General features: G+C 40.9%; 15 protein-coding genes. 9 read left to right on the forward strand and 6 right to left on the reverse strand.

Features of this window, described 5'->3' with window-relative positions:
* The first annotated feature begins 91 nt into the window (after positions 1 to 91).
* Positions 92 to 1,210 (forward strand): alanine dehydrogenase, encoded by a 1,119-nt coding sequence (ald, locus tag AC3KZC_RS09485; protein WP_490580445.1) that lies wholly within the window; start codon positions 92 to 94, stop codon positions 1,208 to 1,210.
* 43 nt (positions 1,211 to 1,253) lie between these two features.
* Here ald and AC3KZC_RS09490 read toward each other — a convergent pair whose 3' ends face one another.
* Together AC3KZC_RS09490 and pssA are read right to left on the reverse strand one after the other, a co-directional pair.
* Entirely contained in the window at positions 1,254 to 2,579 is a 1,326-nt protein-coding gene (locus AC3KZC_RS09490) for an IS4 family transposase (RefSeq protein ID WP_518525921.1), read from the reverse strand.
* Between the two features lie 185 nt (positions 2,580 to 2,764).
* Entirely contained in the window at positions 2,765 to 4,096 is a 1,332-nt protein-coding gene (gene pssA / locus AC3KZC_RS09495) for a CDP-diacylglycerol--serine O-phosphatidyltransferase (RefSeq protein WP_490578778.1), read from the reverse strand.
* 275 nt (positions 4,097 to 4,371) lie between these two features.
* On the opposite strand from pssA, the gene trxB reads away from it, so the two are divergent.
* The 4 genes from trxB to infA all read left to right on the forward strand — a co-directional run bounded on the left by trxB (position 4,372) and on the right by infA (position 7,174).
* Positions 4,372 to 5,328, forward strand: a complete 957-nt coding sequence (gene trxB, locus AC3KZC_RS09500) for a thioredoxin-disulfide reductase (protein WP_490578777.1) — start codon at positions 4,372 to 4,374, stop codon at positions 5,326 to 5,328.
* Positions 5,329 to 5,451: 123 nt separating this feature from the next.
* Positions 5,452 to 6,171, forward strand: a complete 720-nt coding sequence (gene aat, locus AC3KZC_RS09505; RefSeq protein ID WP_490578776.1) for a leucyl/phenylalanyl-tRNA--protein transferase — start codon at positions 5,452 to 5,454, stop codon at positions 6,169 to 6,171.
* Positions 6,161 to 6,865 (forward strand): arginyltransferase, encoded by a 705-nt coding sequence (locus tag AC3KZC_RS09510; RefSeq protein ID WP_490578775.1) that lies wholly within the window; start codon positions 6,161 to 6,163, stop codon positions 6,863 to 6,865. Before aat ends, AC3KZC_RS09510 begins: the two co-directional genes overlap by 11 nt.
* A 90-nt stretch (positions 6,866 to 6,955) precedes the next feature.
* Positions 6,956 to 7,174, forward strand: a complete 219-nt coding sequence (gene infA, locus AC3KZC_RS09515) for a translation initiation factor IF-1 (RefSeq protein WP_009839780.1) — start codon at positions 6,956 to 6,958, stop codon at positions 7,172 to 7,174.
* Between the two features lie 224 nt (positions 7,175 to 7,398).
* Here the strand turns inward: infA and AC3KZC_RS09520 are convergent, their stop codons facing one another.
* Entirely contained in the window at positions 7,399 to 8,001 is a 603-nt protein-coding gene (locus tag AC3KZC_RS09520; protein ID WP_490578774.1) for a TetR/AcrR family transcriptional regulator, read from the reverse strand.
* A 155-nt stretch (positions 8,002 to 8,156) separates the two neighbouring features.
* Between AC3KZC_RS09520 and AC3KZC_RS09525 the strand changes: the two genes are divergently transcribed.
* The 4 genes from AC3KZC_RS09525 to fghA all read left to right on the forward strand — a co-directional run bounded on the left by AC3KZC_RS09525 (position 8,157) and on the right by fghA (position 14,746).
* Positions 8,157 to 9,347: an efflux RND transporter periplasmic adaptor subunit gene (locus AC3KZC_RS09525; RefSeq protein ID WP_490578773.1), complete on the forward strand. Its 1,191-nt coding sequence runs from the start codon at positions 8,157 to 8,159 to the stop codon at positions 9,345 to 9,347.
* Between the two features lie 2 nt (positions 9,348 to 9,349).
* Complete coding sequence (locus AC3KZC_RS09530) at positions 9,350 to 12,511, forward strand: efflux RND transporter permease subunit (protein WP_490578772.1); 3,162 nt, start codon at positions 9,350 to 9,352, stop codon at positions 12,509 to 12,511.
* 238 nt (positions 12,512 to 12,749) lie between these two features.
* Positions 12,750 to 13,883, forward strand: coding sequence for an S-(hydroxymethyl)glutathione dehydrogenase/class III alcohol dehydrogenase (locus tag AC3KZC_RS09535; RefSeq protein WP_490578771.1), 1,134 nt, complete (start codon positions 12,750 to 12,752; stop codon positions 13,881 to 13,883).
* 11 nt (positions 13,884 to 13,894) lie between these two features.
* The gene (gene fghA / locus AC3KZC_RS09540; protein ID WP_490578770.1) at positions 13,895 to 14,746 is read left to right on the forward strand and encodes an S-formylglutathione hydrolase; all 852 of its coding nucleotides are present in this window, start codon (positions 13,895 to 13,897) and stop codon (positions 14,744 to 14,746) included.
* 285 nt (positions 14,747 to 15,031) lie between these two features.
* Here the strand turns inward: fghA and AC3KZC_RS09545 are convergent, their stop codons facing one another.
* From AC3KZC_RS09545 to AC3KZC_RS09555, 3 genes are all read right to left on the reverse strand, one after another.
* Positions 15,032 to 16,117, reverse strand: coding sequence for a methyl-accepting chemotaxis protein (locus AC3KZC_RS09545; protein ID WP_490578769.1), 1,086 nt, complete (start codon positions 16,115 to 16,117; stop codon positions 15,032 to 15,034).
* Positions 16,118 to 16,269: 152 nt separating this feature from the next.
* The gene (locus AC3KZC_RS09550) at positions 16,270 to 17,946 is read right to left on the reverse strand and encodes a carbon starvation CstA family protein (protein WP_490578768.1); all 1,677 of its coding nucleotides are present in this window, start codon (positions 17,944 to 17,946) and stop codon (positions 16,270 to 16,272) included.
* Positions 17,947 to 18,105: 159 nt separating this feature from the next.
* Positions 18,106 to 20,067 (reverse strand): methyl-accepting chemotaxis protein, encoded by a 1,962-nt coding sequence (locus tag AC3KZC_RS09555; protein WP_490578767.1) that lies wholly within the window; start codon positions 20,065 to 20,067, stop codon positions 18,106 to 18,108.
* Between the last annotated feature and the right edge of the window lie 7 nt (positions 20,068 to 20,074).

Consider the following 20,074-nt stretch of genomic DNA (forward strand, 5'->3'; position numbering starts at 1 on the left):
CTACATTTTAACTCAAAATTAGTGAACAAATAAAGCATTTAACTAATATACTAGTCGAATACAAAACCATGTTCAAAGAGGCATTTTTATTATGATTATCGGTGTACCTAAAGAAATTAAAAACCATGAATACCGCGTAGGTATGGTACCTGGCAGCGTGCGAGAGCTAATCAACCACGGCCATAAAGTATTTATTGAACACAACGCAGGTATCGGCATTGGTTTTACCGATGATGATTATCAAGCTGCTGGTGCTGAAATTTTAGCTACGGCTGCAGAAGTGTTTGCAACAGCTGAAATGATCGTAAAAGTTAAAGAGCCTCAAGCTGTTGAGCGCGCAATGCTTCGTGAAGACCAAATCCTTTTCACATACCTTCACCTTGCTCCAGATTTACCACAAACTGAAGACTTAGTGAAAAGCAAAGCAATTTGTATCGCGTATGAAACTGTCACTGATGCACGTGGTGGTTTACCATTACTAGCACCTATGTCTGAAGTTGCTGGTCGTATGGCGATTCAAGCCGGTGCTCAAGCGCTTGAAAAATCAAATAACGGCCGTGGCATGTTATTAGGTGGCGTACCAGGTGTTGAGCCAGCTAAAGTTGTGGTTATCGGCGGTGGTATGGTAGGTGCGAATGCAGCACAAATCGCTGTAGGTATGGGTGCTGACGTTGTAATTTTAGATCGTAACGTTGATGTTCTTCGTCGTTTAGATGCACAGTATGGTAATAGAATCAAAGTTGTTTATTCAACAGCTGACGCGTTAGAAAAGCATGTACTTGAAGCTGATCTAGTGATTGGTGGAGTATTAATTCCAGGTGCAGCAGCGCCTAAATTAGTGACAGCAGATCACATCAAGCGTATGAAACCAGGTTCGGCGATTGTTGACGTAGCTATTGACCAAGGTGGTTGTATTGCAACGTCTAAAGCAACTACTCATGCAGAACCAACATTCATCGTTGATGACGTTGTTCATTACTGTGTTGCCAATATGCCAGGTGCTGTACCACTAACATCGACATTTGCGTTAAACAATGCAACATTGCCGTTTATCATCAATTTAGCAAACAAAGGCTACAAAAAAGCCTTACTTGATGACGCACATTTCCGTAATGGATTAAACGTGTATAAAGGTCATGTGACATTTAAAGAAGTAGCTGAAGGCTTCAACATGCCTTACGTGACTGCATTAGATGCATTAAACGCATAATTTTACAGTACACATTAAAAAAGCAGCCTAGGCTTAATGCCGTTCACTTAAGGTGAGCGGCTTTTTTATTTTTAGCCACAGGGTAGCGGTTTTTCGATACTTTTAGTGTTCTTGGGTAACTTCGTTCTCGTTTTCCCTCTAGCTTAAATTGACTGGCATTTCTTTCTATTTCCAATATCTGTCCGGGGACATTACCGGGCGCATAAATTGGCATCATAGTCAGCTTATGGATGATGTGTGATGAGGCATCTCTAAAGCTTAGTTGGTTTGGGAAAACACTCTTGAGCGACTTCGCCATCAGGACCATCTTATAGCGGATTAAGTTGTACGCCAACAGCACCCCCCATAACTCCTGTCTAATGAGCTCTGGTAAGTTGCTTCTTAACGTAAACCTACTTGCCAACAAGTGTTGCTTCATTTCTCGGTAGCCCATCTCTATTTCCCAGCGATGGCTATAAAGGTCGACTATTTCTGCCGATGGATATGCCATAGGGTCGACCATGGACGTGAGTATTTTGACTTCTTTTCCTTTGATTAGTTTGGTGATAAGTCGCACGTCCATTGTTAAGGGCAACTCTGGTCGCTTTTTTCTCGCTTGAGGTGTGGTGGTTAGGCGGATGAGTTTATCTTGCCTGCCAAGACGTTTGATTTCCTCATACTGTACGTTCTTCTTTAGCGGTAATAACCAATGTGTGTTGATGCCTTTATGCTGCCAATCATGTAACAAGCCTAGTGAGTAAAAGCCTTTATCAAACAATGTTAGGCTGTTATCTGGTACACGTGCTATGAGCTGTGCTGCCAGTGTCATCTCATTTTCACTCACGCTACTCAATGCACTATCAAGAATTAAGTGGCTACTAAGCTCCATCAGACATACCATTCGTACCTGAGGATAGCCTGCTTCACTGGCTTTATTCGCTGTACGGGCAAAGGCTGCGCTGTTTTCTTTACTATCGGGCGTGCGCCATACAACGCCATCTACACCAAATAAGTTCAGACCACACCAATGGGGATGCTCAGCTCGCTCATGCCACTTCTGTGCTGAAAGATGAAATACATCTCGAACCACATCACTGCCTAGCTTCTTTCTCGCTTGTGTCACGGCACTGCGTGCGACGTAATCCACATCCTGCGGTAATACAATATCGAGCTTGTTGATGAGCAGGCGGACTGATTCAGTGCGAAAAAGTGACATACCTATCACGGCCCAAATCATTGCATCCATAGGCAGCTTGCGTTTACGCAATGTGGCCACACCATTAGAGGCTAAACACGATTGAATAATTTCGGGGTCTAGGACATCCGCTAATGACGAAAATTCGGTAAGGCGGTTAATTGAGGTGCGTGCTAAGGCTTCTGACAGTTCCATAAAAAATCCGATGACATGTGGGCTCATCGGATTGTTACATCTACAGAAGATCGGTCAACCGATCAGTAAAATATTTCTTAACTGATCGGCATTAAGCCTAGGCTGCTTTTTTTGTTTCTTTAAAATCTAAGTTTTTGATCTAAGTTAGCTTTATTTCAGGGTTAACTTTATTACTGGGAAATAAATTAAATAAAACGCTTAATAATAAAGTCAACCTTAACTCGTTTAGCCTGTCCAAGAATCTTCTTAACTGCATCTGGATAGTTATCGATAGTTTCAACATCAGCATAGCTCGTCAATTGAGTACAATGAGATAATATCTGCTGTTTTTCTTTTTCTAAATCAGGCTGTAATAACTCTTCTTTATCTTCTAATAAAATACCATTTTCTAAATCTAAACCCCAAGCTCGAGGGTTTAAATTATGACCGGTGAGTAAATGTAGCTGCTTGTCAACACTCACCCCTTTTAGATGAAACGAATTGTTATCATCTTTCCAAAGATAAACATTAAGCTGTTTAGATTCTATATATTGGTGTTTTCGCTCCAAAAAGCGGTGCAAAATGGTTTCATACAAATAAGGCAAAGCCCCAATTTTACTAAATGGCTCTTCAGGAGGAAGATAAAAATCGTTTGCGGTTTTATCACCAACAACAATCGTTACTTTAACGCCCTGCTTTAATTTTTTTGCCAAGGTACGCAATAAAGGTGCTGGAAAATTAAAATAAGGTGTGTATAAAACCAGTTCAGTCTGAGCAGATTCAAACAACTGCTTAATCGTCCGATTTAACTGATTTCCCCTACGAGCAAGGCCACACACTAAGCGCATTTTTATTTTTGCTGCTGTGTCTGAGTTTACATTCTCATACTCAAATGTTTTTAAATGCTTAACAAGTTGTTTGTGTGCCGCTTTCATTTCAACCAAACGCGGGATTGGGCGAAGATCGAGCCTAGGCACCGCATCGCTTTGCACAAAGCTTTGCTCTAAAAACCCCACCATTGCATCTGCAAGAGACGCTTGTTTTAAAACAAAGTAACGGTCAAGACGATAGCGTTGTTCTTGTTGTAAATAAACATTATTCAAACTCGCACCGCTGTATAAAACGGTATCATCAAATATAAACCCTTTGGCATGTAGTACACCAAACAGTTCTTTTGCTTTTACTGGTACGCCAAATATTTGCACATTTGAATCAAACTCTTTACCAAAATCAAAATATAATTTGGCATTACCTTCTTGCGAGGCAGCACCAATTAATCCACGTTGCGCACGATGATAATCAACAAATATTTTGACTTCTAGTTTTGGGTTCGCTAATGAAGCCTCATGTAATGCGGTTAAAATCTCACGGCCTGCTTCGTCATCTTGTAAGTACAGTGCCGTTAAATAAATTCGGGTGGTTGCTTGCGCAATTAAAGAAAGCAAGCGTTGTTTGTACTCCTTCGCACTGAAAAGTACTTCAATATCAGTTGAATTTATACCAAAAGCGGGCATTTTCTGCCATAAAACATTTTGCACTGAATGATACCTTTACTTACATAACTGTTTATATTCACACTAATGCTCAACAACATATCAAAAAAAATGCGGCGGGTCATGAAATAAAGTAAAAACGCTATACAGCTGTTCAAATATAATACAATGATAAAGGTGAAGTTCAGTATTTAAGTACACTAATTTGCACACCCAGCTATTTTTGCAAAAAAACAATTTCGGAAAAAATTTTACATTCGCCTTGTTTTTCATAAAATCGGGCGCATTAAATCAGCCATAGGCAATTAGGAAACAATTCAATGAGCACTGCAAAACACTGTAAATTACTTATCTTAGGTTCAGGCCCTGCTGGATATACCGCCGCTGTTTACGCAGCACGCGCAAATTTAAATCCTGTGCTAATTACGGGCATGCAACAAGGTGGTCAATTAACGACTACAACTGAAGTTGAAAACTGGCCAGGTGATGCACATGGTTTAACAGGTCCAGCTTTGATGGATCGCATGAAAGAGCATGCTGAACGTTTTGAAACAGAAATTTTATTTGACCACATCCATACTGTTGATGTTAAAAACCGCCCATTTACTTTAACCGGTGATAACGGTGTTTATACCTGTGATGCGCTTATTATCGCAACGGGTGCTTCGGCCACCTATTTAGGTTTAGAGTCAGAAGAAAACTTTAAAGGTCGTGGTGTATCAGCTTGTGCAACATGTGACGGCTTTTTCTATCGCAATCAAAAAGTAGCAGTTGTAGGCGGTGGTAACACCGCTGTTGAAGAAGCGCTTTATTTATCTAATATTGCCTCAGAAGTTCATGTTATTCACCGTCGTGATTCATTCCGTAGTGAAAAGATTTTAGCTGAACGCTTAAAAGACAAAGCGGCCAATGGCAATGTTGTCCTTCATTACAACCGTACCCTTGACGAAGTATTAGGCGATCAAATGGGCGTTACGGGTGTGCGTATTAAAGCAACTGATTCAGATGCTACTGAAGAACTTGATTTAGCAGGCGTCTTTATTGCCATCGGTCATAAACCGAATACTGAAATGTTTGTTAATCAACTTGAAATGAAAGATGGTTACCTAGTTGTACAATCTGGTTTACACGGTAATGCAACTCAAACTAGCGTTGAGGGTGTGTTTGCTGCAGGTGATGTGTGCGATCATATTTACCGTCAAGCAATTACCTCTGCAGGCACAGGCTGTATGGCAGCCTTAGATGCTGAGCGTTATTTAGATAACTTAAAAGCGTAATACACTGTCTTTAAGCACTTAGTTTTCAATTTATGTGAACTAAGTGCTTTTCTAACCTATAAAATCTATCCAAGCGTTAGGATTTTGTTATTATCACTATTAAAGTAGCCGACAAAATCAATTATGAACCGCACTTTATATCAGCTTTCTGCACACTCAGTTGCATTTCCAAACCCCACACTTGCTTTAGATGATCCTGATGGTTTACTTGCTATTGGTGGCGACTTAACACCAAAGAGGCTCATCAACGCCTACAAAAATGGAATTTTTCCTTGGTTTAATAATGATGACCCGATTATGTGGTGGAGCCCATCGCAACGCGCCATTATCGAACTTGACGCTTTTCATGTCAGCCGTAGCCTTAAAAAATGCTTAAATAAACACCCTTTTAAAGTATTCATCAACCGAGATTTTGCACAGGTTATGTATCAATGCCAGCGCCAGCGAATTGATAAAGAAGGCACATGGATAAGTGATGACATGTTAGCCGCCTATACCCAACTAAATAAAATGGGTTATGCACATAGTATTGAAATCTGGGTAGATAATCAGTTAGTCGGTGGATTATATGGCATTATGTTAGGCGCGGTGTTTTGCGGCGAGTCAATGTTTCATACCCAGCCAAATACCTCAAAACTTGCAAGCTGGGCTTTAGTCAATTGGCTTAAACTAAATCAAGGTGCCTTTATCGATTGCCAAGTGCTTAACCCCCATACTTCATCGTTAGGTGCAACGACCATCTCAAGAGATGAATATTTAGCACGGTTATCAAACCAAACAACTGGCATAGACCTTCAACGTATGTGGCAAAGCCAAGAGCTTATCAATATTTATGACTATTAAAATTCCGATTCAACTGGGTTTAAGCCAACCACTACCTTGTAGTTATTTACCAGATCAAAATGAGCAACTCCTCGTTGCGCTCGATGAGATTTGTTTTAACCCCACTTATTTTGAGCAACTACTTGCGATGGGGTTTCGCCGCAGTGGCGATCAAGTGTATCGTCCTCACTGCCCAAGTTGCCAAAAATGCAAACCTGTTAGAGTGTTATGCGCGCATTTTAGCCCGTCTAAATCACAAAAAAGAAAATTAAATTACGCTAAAAAAAATTTTACGGTGCAATATAGCTATACAACAAAAGACGAATACTTCGATTTATACCAACGATATATCACAGCACGCCATGCCGATGGCTCTATGTATCCACCTGACAAAAAACAATATGAAAGTTTTCTACTCTGTAGCTGGCTACTCATCATTTATATCGAGCTTTGGCAAGAAGAAACCCTAATTGCGGTTGCAGTGACGGATCAATTACCAAACGCCATGTCAGCAATTTACACCTTCTTCGATCCTCAATTGCATCATGCCGGACTGGGTGCCATTATGATTATGGAACAAATTAAGCTTTGCCATCAAATGGCTAAAGAACACCTCTATTTAGGTTTTCAAATTGATGAATGTGCCAAAATGAATTACAAAAATCAGTATAAGCCGCATCAAATCTTCACTTTTGACCACTGGCAAGACAATTAATTTACAAATATCCACTCTGTCACTTTACTTATGGCATGGTTTTGGGCAAAATCTGCACCTTCAAACAGACTAAGAGGTGTTACGCTAAACATGGCGAAAGAAGACGTAATTGAAATGCAAGGTACTATCCTTGACACTTTACCAAATACTATGTTCCGAGTTGAGCTTGAAAACGGTCACGTGGTTACTGCTCATATTTCTGGAAAGATGCGTAAAAACTACATCCGCATCCTAACAGGTGATAAAGTGACTGTTGAAATGACACCTTATGACCTTAGTAAAGGTCGCATCGTTTTCCGCGCTCGTTAAGCACCTAGCAATTGATCCTTTTTAGCTTCGGCTGAATGATTAATAAAAGGTTCAAATTAGACTGACGGTTTATAGTGAGCCAGTTGTTATGCAACTGGCTTTTTTTATGCCTTAAATTCATTAATAATCAATTTCTTATTATTACAACTCATAATCTACCCGCCAGACTGAATGGCTTGTTACTGAACAAGTTTATACAATAGTGTGGAATTTAATGCGCGTTTTTATTGTGGATCGTTTAGCGCTTTTTCGAAAAACAGACACGTTTGGCTTATCAAATGCGTGAGTTGTATGTCATCGACTTGATGTTGCCAACGGATAGCTTGATCCCAGAATGTCATTTTTTTTATTCCGCCAAAAAAAAGCGACCCTATCAAATTCCCATCAAACTGCCCCAATACTCCTGCTTGTTCGGCCTGAATAAACCAACTATGAAGTCCCTGTTCGCATCCTTTAAATTGCTCATCAAGTCGTTTGGCTCGACTCTCAGAACGCATTGATTCAATAATGACAATTTTAGAAAGCCGCATATAGTCAGGATCCGCACTTAAACTAATAGACAGTGCCGCCAACTTTTTAAGCTGCTCTCTGATCGGAACATCGGGTTGAAATGGAACTTCAGGCAAATTTGCTATCCGTTGTAATAATAAAGCTACAACAGCATCAAACAGTGCATCTTTTGATGAATAGTGTTTATATAATGTACGTTTAGAAACATTTGCTCGTGCAGCAATCGCTTCCATTGTCGTGGCGACCATGCCTTTTTTTGCAAATTCCGTTATTGCAGCGCATAACACATCGTTATGTTTATCGACGCTTCTAACCATGACAGCCCCTTTTTAAAAGTATGGCGATTATAACAAATACAAAAAAGAAATCTTGTAAATTTGTATACGGCAGCGTTTACCTTACAACTATAAGCGTATACACTACCGTTTACTTTGTCGACTTAACGTTCAAATTTATCCGGAGCTTTTATTATATGAATTTAGTTACACAAGTTCGTTCTCGTACGTTACTCGCTTTGGCCATGATAAGCCTCTTAAGTGCGTGCTCTGAACAAGCATCAGCGCCGGCTCATTCTATGCCTGCGGCTCACGTCACAGTTTTAGAAGTCAAACCTACCACAGCTTCATTTACCATTGAATTACCTGCCACGCTAACCGGTTCTAAAGAAGTAGAGATCCGTTCTCGTGTTGCGGGTATTTTAGAGTCTCGCAACTTCGCTGAAGGCGAGCGTGTCAGCGAAGGCCAATCTCTGTTTACGATTGATTTACAGCCATTTAAATTAGCACTTTCGGCCAGTGAAGCCGATTTACAAGGAGCTAAAGCAAGATTGGCTCAAACAGTGCGTGAAGTCGAGCGCCTTAAAAAACTACGTGCCGATAAGTCGGTATCGCAGCGCGATTACGATACTGCAGTGTCTGATTTTGAAATCGCACAAGCGCAAGTGAAATCAAGCGAAACGCGCCTACAAGAAGCGCAGCTTAATTTGCAATATGCCCAAGTTCAATCACCGATCAAAGGTGTATTAGGTCGTGAATTTGTTTCCGAAGGGACATATGTACCGGGCCCTGAGTTATTACTGACACAAATTACTCAATTAGATCCTGTGTTATTACGATTTGGTTTTTCAGAGCGCGAGCAGCTCCAAATGCGTGATGATGTCGCCGCCGGACAACTTACTCTTCCGATAGATGGTCACTGGAAAACCGATATTCAACTGCAAAATGGTCGCTCATACCCCCATTCTGGTACGGTTAATTTCAGCGATGTTCGCATTAATCCATCAACCGGCACCAGTGAGTTTCAGGCCATTGTGCCTAACCCTGATTACCAATTACGCTCAGGCCAGTTTGTGAAAGTGATTTTAAGCGGTGCAGCACGTAACAATGTATTTGTTATCCCACAACGTGCGGTGCTTGATAATGGCATGGGTAAGTTTGTTTATCGCTTTATAAATAATGAACAGGGCCAAACCATAGCCAGCCCAACGCCTGTTGAAGTCGGTGAATGGACCAATTTTAATCAAGACAATCAGCCAGAAAAAAGCTGGATCATCCGCAAAGGTTTAAGTACCGGCGATAAAGTCATTATTAATGGTGTGGCTCGAATTTTCTTCCCAGGTATGCCGGTGCAATTAGCAGCCGCTGATAGCGCTCACAAGGAATAAATATGTTTTCTCGTTATTTTATAGATAGGCCTATTTTTGCCTTTGTAATATCGATAGTGCTGGTGCTAGCAGGTCTTGCCGCAATGCGCGCACTTCCCATTGCACAATATCCTGAAATTGCGCCTCCTGTGGTACAAGTAATGGCTGTGTATCCTGGTGCATCAGCGCAAGTGCTTGAACAAACTGTTGCCGCACCCATCGAAAATGCTATTACTGGTGTGGAAGGCATGATGTATATGTCATCAAACTCAACCAGTTCGGGCGTTACCACGATTGAAGTAACTTTCGAAATTGGCACTGACGTTGACCAAGCTGCGGTCAACGTCAACAACCGAGTTAAACAAGTTGAAGCCCGTTTACCCGAAGAAACTCGCCGCCAAGGTGTGATTGTCCAAAAAGGGTCTTCGAGCTTTTTACAAGTGCATGCGTTTTATTCACCTGATGGTAGCCGTGAGTCGCTCTGGACCTCCAATTATGTCACGATGAATATTCTTGATCGCATCAAGCGCATTCCAGGCACAACCAACGTACAAATTTTTGGTGCCAAAGATTATGCGATGCGCATTTGGTTGCGCCCAGATCTGATGAGCCAGCTCAAAATCACCGTTGATGATATCACTCACGCGGTACGCCAACAAAACTCACAATATGCGGCGGGTAAAATTGGTTCCACACCCACCTCATCCAGCCCTCAAGAAATTGTCTACAGTGTCACGGCACAAGGCCGTTTATCTACTCCTGAAGAGTTTGCCAACATTATTGTGCGTGCCAACCCTGATGGCAGTACTTTACGTTTAAAAGACATTGCACGGGTTGAGCTAGGGTCAAAAGACTATGACTTTGAAGGCACTATTAACGGTAAACAAGCCGTCTTGTTGGGGATATTTTTACAGCCAGGTGCCAATGCATTAGATGTTGCTGCTGAAGTGAATAAAACGGTTGCTGAAATCAAAGAGCAATTCCCGACTGGGCTTGCACACCTGACACCGTACGATACTACCCGATTTGTTGAAGTATCAATTCGCGAAGTAATGATAACCCTAGTAGAAGCCATGGTATTGGTATTCTTAGTTGTGTATTTGTTCTTACAAAATTGGCGCGCCACCTTAATTCCGACACTTGCAGTGCCAGTGTCTTTACTAGGTACGTTTGCAGGTCTTTACATGCTGGGTTACTCCATCAATACCCTCACCTTATTTGGTATGGTGCTTTCAATTGGTATTGTGGTAGACGATGCCATTGTGGTGCTTGAAAACGTAGAGCGTTTGATGCATGAAGAAAAGCTCAGCCCGCGTGATGCAGCCATTAAAGCCATGCAGGAAGTCAGTGGTCCTGTCGTTGCGATTGTATTGGTATTGTGTTCGGTATTTGTGCCGATTGCCTTTTTAGGTGGCTTAACGGGTGAGTTATTCCGCCAATTTGCGATTACGATTTCAATTGCGGTGAGTTTATCGGGTGTAGTGGCACTGACCATGACACCAGCGCTCTGTGTGCTAATTTTAAAACCTGAACATAAACAAACTGCTGGATTTTTTGTTTGGTTTAATAAACAGTTTCATGCCATGACAGGTGGCTATGTTAATGCTGTGAGCTTTTTTGTACGTCGCGGTATTTTAGGTTTTGTGCTTGTTGCTGGCATGGTGCTGATCACCATAGGTTTATGGCAAAAAACACCCGGTTCGTTAGTGCCTGATGAAGATCAAGGTTTTTATATTTCAGCTGTCTTTTTACCCGATGGCGCATCGCTTGAACGCACTGAAAAAGTGGTCGCTGAAGTAATTGCTGCAGCTAAATCAAATCCTGCTAATGAAAATGTCATTGCCTTTACTGGTTTTGACTTTATCGGGGGTGGTTATAAGAGCTCTGCAGCTACCTTATTTGTGACGCAAAAACATTGGGATGAGCGTCAAGTTACGTCGCAGCAACTGGTTGGCGAATTGTTTATGAAAACGGCGTCAATTAAAGAAGCATTAGTACTTGCATTTAATCCACCGCCCATTTTTGGTTTAGGCAGCACAGGTGGTTTTGAGTTTTACATTCAAAACAAAGGCGCTGGCGGCCCAGAAAAACTTCAGCAAGCGATGGGCTCGATGATGGGAGCAGCGCAGCAAAGTGAAATTGTGGCTGGTATTCAAACGTTATGGCGTCCAAATACGCCTCAGCTCAACGTCAATGTAGATCGCGAGCAAGCCCATGCGATGGGAATTGAACTTAACGATGCATTTAGCGCCCTCGCAGGTACATTAGGCACTGCTTATATTAACGACTTCAATAAATTTGGTCGTGCTTGGCAAGTACTCATGTCGGCAGAAGCAGAGTTTAGAATGTCGCCTGAAGATATTGGCCGTATTTATGTTAAAAATAAACAAGGCGAAATGGTGCCAATTTCAGCTTTTACTAGCATCGACCACAGCCGAGGCCCTGATAGCTTAAATCGTTATAACAATTTACCTGCGGTAAAATTATTTGGTAATGCGGCACCAGGATACAGCTCAGGTCAAGCAATTGCTGAAATTGAGCGGCTAGCGAAAGAAGTGCTTCCTGCTGATATGACCTATGATTGGACAGGTACCGCTTTTCAAGAAAAACGAAGCTCTGGCACAACAGGCCTTGCCCTAACTTTGGCGGTCATTATGGTATTTTTAATTTTAGCCGCCTTGTATGAACGCTGGTCTTTACCGTTATCTGTATTGCTGGCTCTTCCTTTTGGCACTTTTGGGGCGTTAGTTGCAATTTGGATTGCAGGCATGACCAATGATGTGTATTTCCAAATAGGCCTAGTGACACTACTCGGCCTTGCCAGTAAAAACGCTATATTAATTGTTGAATATGCATTGATGAAACATCAACAAGGTTGGAGTACAAGTGCAGCAGCACTTGAAGCTGCCCGCTTACGATTTAGACCTATCATCATGACCTCGCTTGCGTTTATTTTAGGCGTTGTTCCTTTGGTATTAAGCTCAGGTGCTGGCGCAGGTGCTCGCCATAGTGTTGGAACAGGCGTAATGGGTGGCATGATAGCGGCGACCTTTTTAGCCATCTTTTTTGTCCCGTTGTTCTTTTACTGGTTAACGCAGCGTCGTTTATTTGAACATCGCTCGAAAAGTGAACTCCAAGCTGAGATAGCTGAGCATCATAAAAAAGAGCATATTGAAATTGATTAAGCTTAAATTTCAAGCATAGTAATACTGAATCTTAAAGAGCAGGCAATATGCCTGCTCTTTTTTTAAATTTTTACCGTATTAGGATGCTTAACCTACTGTGTTTGTATAAGGTAACGCCACTTATACAACTATGCTCACTCTCATAGGTCGATAAAATCAGTTTTAATCAATTGGCCAAATACTTTAGACTAAGATTTCGCGCTACGTGTTTATCTTTTACCTTATTAAGGACTTAATAATGGAAAATCAATTCATAAAATCAAAGGCAGCTATTGCATGGGGGCCCAATCAACCTTTATCTATTGAAGAAGTTGATGTGATGTATCCAAAAGCTGGCGAAGTATTAGTTAAAATTATCGCCACAGGTGTATGCCATACCGATGCATTTACTTTATCAGGTCAAGATCCTGAAGGTGTTTTTCCTGCGATTATGGGCCATGAAGGCGCGGGAATTGTTCATGCAATTGGTGAAGGTGTCACAAGCGTTGCAATTGGCGATCATGTGATCCCACTTTACACGCCTGAATGTGGAGAGTGTAAATTTTGTACTTCTGGTAAAACAAATTTATGCCAAAAAATACGAGCAACTCAAGGTAAAGGCTTAATGCCTGACGGCACCACCCGCTTTTATAAAGATGGTCAGCCAATTTTCCACTACATGGGCACCTCTACGTTTTCTGAATACACAGTATTACCTGAAATTTCATTGGCAAAGGTCAATAAAACAGCTCCGCTTGAAGAAATTTGTTTATTAGGCTGTGGTGTCACAACTGGCATGGGCGCGGTAATGAATACCGCAAAAGTAAAAGCGGGCGATACAGTCGCTATTTTTGGCTTAGGTGGCATTGGTCTATCAGCCATTATTGGCGCACAAATGGCTGGTGCAAGCCAAATCATTGGGATTGATATTAATCCTTCTAAATTTGAACTAGCCAAAAAACTCGGTGCGACTTTATGTATTAATCCAAAAGACTACGATAAACCGATCCAAGAAGTGATTGTTGAATTAACCGACGGTGGCGTCGATTTTTCATTTGAATGTATTGGTAATGTCGATGTGATGCGCTCAGCGCTTGAGTGTTGTCACAAAGGCTGGGGTGAATCTGTGATTATTGGTGTTGCAGGTGCAGGCCAAGAAATCTCAACCCGCCCTTTCCAGCTTGTGACTGGCCGTGTATGGCGTGGCAGTGCCTTTGGTGGCGTAAAAGGTCGATCTGAATTACCACAGATTGTTGAGCGCTATCTGGCTGGTGAATTTAAACTAGACGATTTCATTACCCACACCATGGCACTTGAGCAAATCAATGAAGCGTTTGATTTAATGCACCGAGGTGAAAGTATTCGTTCTGTGATCCATTTTGACCATCAATAAGCGACCATATTATGAGTGAATTAACCTTATTAACAGAAAATAAAGTCGCAGGTGGTTGGCATCGCCAATTTAAACACTATTCAAGTACGCTTAATTGTGACATGCGCTTTGCCATTTATTTGCCACCAAAAATTGAGCTAGGCCATCGTGCCCCCGTTCTTTATTGGTTGTCGGGCTTAACGTGTACTGATGAAAATTTTATGCAAAAAGCAGGTGCCTTTAAACGTGCTGCAGAACTTGGCATTATCATCGTTGCACCTGATACCAGCCCGCGGGGAGATAGCGTACCGGATGATGAAAACCAAGCTTATGATTTTGGCTTAGGTGCTGGGTTTTATGTCAATGCAACACAGACACCTTGGAAACAGCATTATCAAATGTACGATTACATCGTCAAAGAACTCCCTGATTTAATTGAAGCGGAGTTTTCGGTGACACCACAGCGTGCGATCAGCGGCCACTCAATGGGTGGGCATGGTGCGCTAATGATTGCACTGCGTAATCCAAGGCGTTACAGCTCAATGAGCGCGTTTAGCCCAATTTGTAACCCAAGTGTTTGCCCTTGGGGAGTGAAAGCTTTCTCTGGATATTTGGGTGATGATAAAACTAATTGGCTAAATTACGACAGTACACATTTAATTAAAAAAATTTCGCACCATGATTTTATACCTGCGTTAATTGACCAAGGTGAACAAGATCAATTTTTAACGGCGCAATTAAAACCTGAGGCATTGGTTGAAGTAGCTGAGCAAGTCGGCTATCCGCTGCTGTACCGCAGCCATGCTGGGTATGATCATAGCTATTATTTTATAAGTAGTTTTATTGATGATCATTTAGCATTTCATGCAGAGCATTTTAATTAATGCCGCTTTGCTAAAATAAAACACTAAAAAGGCCAATTAATTGGCCTTTTTAGTGTTTTATTCTTGGTGAGTCTGGCTAACTAACCTGAACTCTGGATAATAAATCTATCTCCAGTGGCTATTTTCAACAATAACTACGTTGAGTTTACTTGCAATAAACCAACTATTGACGCGTAAACTCGCCTTGTTATCCCTGTAAATCTGCGACTGGAGAGTTTCTGGATTTTTATATAAATTAAATCTATACGTTACTAAATCTCTTAACCAGAGTTCAGGTTAACTAAACTAACGAGAATAAGACATACCTTCTACTGCTCGCATAAATTTATTGCTCGCCTCTTCCATTGCAGTCAATAATTTAGCGCTAAGGGCTTCATCACCTTTACGATACGCAGCAACTAAATCGGTAGCGGTTTTTTGCATTAACTTTTGCGGCTCATTTAACTTTTGTAACGCATTGCCATGATTGTTATGGCCAGATTTATTTTGGCTGGCTTCTTTTAACCAATCTGAACCATGACTCAATAGCGAATCATCCGCTTTTTGATTAAGACCTGCTAACACACCATAAACTTGTGCTTTGAATACAAAATGATCAAGAGTAATCGCCTGACTTAAATTGGCAAGTGAGGCATCAACAATGGTGGTTTTCATTTTATTGCAGCTTTTGATAATAGCAGAATAGTCAGTATTGAGTTTTTCAATACCGTTTGTTAACTGTGTATTACTATGCTGAATGTCATTAACCGAGCTCACGGTCTCAGTTGTATTATTAATAATTTTATTCACTAATTCAGCCACTTCATTGGCCGAAGTATTGGTATTATTTGCAAGCGCTCGTACTTCATCAGCAACCACACTAAACCCGCGACCCGCTTCCCCTGCTCGCGCCGCCTCGATGGCAGCATTAAGTGCCAATAAATTAGTTTGATCTGAAATTTTAGAGATAGTCGAAACAAAGGTATTAATACTGTCAGCCATAACAGATAAGCCTGAAATATTCTCGTTCATGCCACCCATCTTGGCTGTTAAGCCTTGGATCCCAGAGACTAAATGGCTTAACGATTGACCGGACTCATCAAATAATGAATCCATTTTGCTGCCAGCTTGGCTTTCTTGTTGAATTGTTTGGTAAGAATTTGTCACTGCCTCTCGCAAAATTTCAATATATTTAAAGGACTCTATCATGGCTTTTAATAAAGGCTTAGTGATTGCCGCGACCTTTTTTTTGTTCAGTGCATCTATTTCATCTTGCAGGGCATCGATCTGCTGTTGCATTTCTTTTGCGAGTTTTGATTGTTGCTTGACTTGTTGCTCGAGTGTTTTATTTACACTTTGTAACGCCTGAAACTTTGATTGGAGAACAAACATGGTGGTCCTTATGGCAAGAGAGGAAAAGCCCTTGATAGGTTATAGCATGAAGTGTAAAAAAAACCTCTCAGATCTTAACTTTATTTAAAATTAACATTTTGATGTATCAATAAAAAAGGGCTTTCGGCCCTTTTCTAATTATCAAAACATACTTATTGTGATTGATTCTGACTTTGCTTATGTTTAGCTATCACTGCCCACGCTTCAAGCATCACCAAAATACAGACAATTAAAACAATTGCGTCAATAATCACTAATAGCCAATTACCCTGTTGGTAATATTCTGCAAGCTTTAATAAACCGGCAAAAAATGCCATGGTTAATACAAACACCATAGGGATCAAAGTGTATTTTGCTGGTTTACCCATTTTGATTAACATTACAGACAATACTAATAACGTTAAACTAGCTAAAATTTGATTCGTCGAACCAAATAGTGGCCAAATGATCATGCCACCCGAACCTGAAGAGCCACCAGCACCAAATGCTAATAATAAACAACATGTTACAGCTAATAACGTAGCGACCACACCATTTTTAATCCATTTAATGTCGTAAATATCACCCCATTCTTGAATGATATAACGCTGTAGTCGCACACCAGAATCCATCGTCGTACCAGCAAACAATACCACCATGACAGCTAACAAGGTTGATGCTAGTTCTTTTGGAATACCCCAACCAGCTTGAATTAAATTAGAACCACCTGTAATAAATGCGCCAACACTGCCCGCACCTAAATGACTGTAAACTTCATGCCATTCAGCTGGAGATAATGCCAAAGTAACTCCACTGACCGCCACAATAGTAATAAGCGCTAAACAGCCTTCACCCACAGCACCTAAATAACCAACAAAACGTGCGTCTGTATCTTTGTTTAATTGTTTAGAACTAGTCCCTGAGGACACAATGCCATGAAATCCTGAGACCGCACCACAGGCGATCGTGACAAATAGCAGTGGAATAATACTCGGTGTATCGAGTGCGACTTGAGTATTAAATGCAGGCGCTGTGATGTCTGGCATAAACATAAATACCGCACCATAAAGCAGTAATAAACCCACCAGTAATTGCACACCATTAATAAAATCGCGAGGTTGCAATAAAACCCACACAGGTAATAAAGACGCAATAGCAGCGTAAATAAAGAGAATAATAATCCAATTCGCTTTGTCACTTAGACCAAACATTTCAGTTGGCAAAGCAAGGGGCATTGCAGTCCCTGCATAAACACTTAAATACAGTGCCACCACACCAAATAAGCAAAGCATGATTATATTAAAATTACGATGCAATAGCTGGCCAATGATCAATGCAAATACAATTGCCGCCCAAGCAGGTAATACGGCCGTTGGCTGACTGACAAACGAATTGGCGATCACCACGCCAAAAACCGCATTAACCATCAATAGCACTAAAAACACCACTATCATAAATAAAGCGCGTGTACGTTTGCCTATTACAGATTCAGACAACGCCCCCATCGATTTACCTTTATGACGGCTACTGGCCCAAAGCGCGCCCATATCATGAATACCTGCAAAAAATATCGTACCAAAAACAACCCAAAGTACGGCAGGAACCCAGCCCCAATACACAGCAATCGCAGGGCCAACAATAGGAGCAGCGCCCGCCACCGAGGTAAAGTGATGCCCCCAAAGAACCAACTTGTTCGTTGGTACAAAATCAACACCATCTTTTAATTGATGGGCAGGTGTAATAATACTGTCATCCATTTGGAAGATTTTGCTGGCTATAAATTTAGAATATATAAACCAACCAAATAACATTCCAATAATGCCAAATAATACAATAGCAATAGATTGCACGTTAAAGTTCCTTTCTTATTAGGTCGAGTTGATGCTGAAAAACAACTTTAACAGTATTTTTTATCGAACTCTCTCCATCAATAGTCTAATCATAAAAAAAGGAATGAAAACATGACGTTTCATTCCTTTCTCTTATTAGGTTTAAACGAACCGGTTTGATTAGTTTACTTTGAACTCCTTTGCAATCAATCCAAGCTCTTGTGCTAACTCAGCCATTTTTTCACTCGATTTCTCTGCAAGTTGTGCACTTTGCGCTGAAGTTTCCGACGATTGTGCGATACCAGTGATGTTTTGATTAATATCTTCACAGACACTTGACTGCTCTTCAACCGCAACCGCCACTTGATTGTTCATATCGTTAATCGTACTGATCATCGCAAGGATCTGAGTGAGACTTTCACGGGTATTTTCTGATAAATCCACCGAACTCATCGCTTCTTGGCTACTACTAGCCATACTTGTCACCGCAGCTTGCGTTCCCGATTGTAATGTTTCAATCATGGTTTGGATTTCATTGGTCGATTCTTGAGTACGCTTTGCCAAACTTCTTACCTCATCCGCCACTACAGAAAAACCTCGTCCTTGTTCACCTGCTCGTGCAGCTTCAATGGCAGCATTCAGTGCAAGTAAATTCGTTTGTTCCGAAATTTTTCTGATTACTTCAACAACTGCGCCAATCGCATCACTGCTTTGGGCTAAATCATTAATGGCCTTCATTGCATGTTCTATCGTATGCGATAAATGATTGATAGCATTTACGGTTTGGTCAATTAACACAAGCCCACCTTCGGCTGAATGTTTTGCTTCGTTGGCAGATTCTGCAGAGCTAGATGACAACTTCACAACCTCTTGAATACTATATGACATTTCATTAATCGCAGTGGCAATTTGTGCTGTGCGTTCACGTTGTTCATTAACAACATTATTTGTTGTTCTTGCGATATTACTTGATTCAATTGCCGCATCATTAATTGCATTTCCATTGGTAATAATACGTAGCACAACCGATTTTAAACTGGCTGACATATAGCTAATTGACTTCAAAATTCCTGTCATACTTGCTTGCTGACTCAAATCTTGCGATAAATCTCCTTTAGCTATTTTTGCGGTTATCGCCGCAATATCATTGGGTTCACCACCAATTGGTTTTCTAATTACGTTAGGTAAAAAATAAGCGGCTATAAAACCAAACACCAAAGCAGCTAACGAGATAACACTCACAAGTTTCAACGTGCTTTCGGTATCAGCAACAACTTTAGGCCCCAGATCATCTTGCTCATCTTTGATACTGAGTTTGATTTTTTCGAGGTTATCGGCGACTTTCGGACCAATCTGGTTGAGTTTATCTATCAGTAAATTACGATCAATAATGGTCTTTTCGATTGCATACAAAGCTTCGATGTACTCATTTTTTAATGATGAGTACTTTTCAAATTGCGCTAAACTCGCAGCTTCTTGCGTCACTTTTTGCGCGTTATTAAGTACCGCTGTATTATTTTTCATTAATTCATCGTGAGCGCGGTTGGCATCTTTCATGTCATTTGTCACTAAAAACTTAACAACATACAAACGACCTAATAATAAAGATTCTTGAAGTTTGGCAAGCAAATACATTTTTTCGACCGATGAATTGCGGTTGGCCTCGATGAGATCTGTTAATACCACCCTCATCGCAAGTCCTGTGGGGTCTAGCGTTGTTGAGACTATTTTGTGTCGTTGCTCAATCAGCTTCACTACAGCAGAAAAGTTTTGTTCGTAGTTGGCAATATCCGTTTTACTTTCTCTAATTAATGCAGCGCGCTCAGGGTCGGTAATTTTCTGCTCTGCCTCACCAATAAACCTTTTCACATTATCAATTCTCTCTTGATAATCTGTTAAAACGTCAACATCATTTTCTTTTAAATATTTAAGTACGCTTAAACGCGTATAAAGAAGATTAGCCTGTAGCCGCCCTGCGAGATTCGTATTAACAGCTAATCCGCGATATTGATTAAAACTTTTATCTGCATTTTTTAAACCCAAAAAACTTGCAGCACTGACTATGAGCAACAAAATCACTAACATTAAAAACGACCAACGTAACTGGTTGCTCAGCTTCATGTTCGCAATAAAATGAGTCATATATACC

The sequence above is a fragment of the Pseudoalteromonas sp. J2K-J031 genome, from assembly GCF_058197095.2.